This is a genomic window from Lactobacillus laiwuensis, assembly GCF_019972835.1.
GTDB lineage: Bacteria > Bacillota > Bacilli > Lactobacillales > Lactobacillaceae > Lactobacillus > Lactobacillus laiwuensis.
This window is the reverse complement of the sequence record NZ_BPPB01000043.1, coordinates 1-925: the sequence shown is the minus strand read 5'-3', so window position 1 is coordinate 925 and position 925 is coordinate 1. Positions and strand designations below refer to the sequence as shown.

Annotated in this window: 1 protein-coding gene; it reads right to left on the bottom strand. The window is 40.3% G+C overall.

Annotated elements, in window-relative coordinates:
• Positions 1–911, bottom strand: a 911-nt coding sequence (locus tag LDM92_RS09805) for a shikimate dehydrogenase (RefSeq protein WP_223903070.1), incomplete at its 3' end; no start/stop codon positions are given.
• Positions 912–925: the final 14 nt, after the last annotated feature.

The window sequence follows — 925 nt, the reverse complement described above, 5'->3', positions numbered from 1 at the left end:
TTATTATCATCAGAAAACATAATTTCACGAATATAATCAGTCGGCATCTCTTTACCTGTCCATAACTTAAATGAGGCTGCACCCTGATCAATCATCATGCCGATGCCATCAAAAACATGCTTAACTCCAGCTTTTTGAGCCACTTTCATTAATTTGGTAGTTCTAGGAGCATAAACTGTGTCAAACACCACCATATCTTCATGGAACCAGGAAGGATCTGAAACCAGCGTCTTATCCTCAAGCGGTTTCATACCGACGCTGGTCGCATCACAGTAAATATCACTCTCGGCAATTGATTGTTTAAATGCTTCTTGATCTGTCAGCTCGGTTAAAGAAACTTGGCAATCAGTTTTTTCTTGAATAGTTTTGACGTTCTTTTCAGCCTGAGCCCACTTGTCATCTTTAATGTTAAAAATTCTGATTTCTTTAGCACCATCTAAAGCCGATTGAACAGCTATTGGGGTTGCAGCACCGCCGGCACCGGCTAAAGTCATCACTTTGCCTTTAACGTCAATGCCTTCATCCTTAAGCGATTGGACAAAGCCAATGCCGTCGGTAGTGTAGCCAGTCAAAACGCCATGATCGTTCACAATGGTATTAACCGCATCACACATTTCAGAAGCTGGTGATAATTTATCAAGGTACTGAATTACCTCTTTTTTGTTGGGCATCGAAACGTTTGAGCCACGCATATCTAAAGTGCGGATAGCGTCAACTGCACCTTTTAATTTATCATTGCCAATTTCAAAACAAAGATAAGTATAATTCAAGCCCAACTTAGCAAAGGCATTGTTGTGCATTGTAGGTGACATTGAATGCCGAATAGGATATGCCATTAAGCCAATTAAGTAGGTATGACCATCTAGCCAGCCAGTAATCGGACCATTAACACCAGTAATTTTATTAGCCATCATTTTTCTCCTTT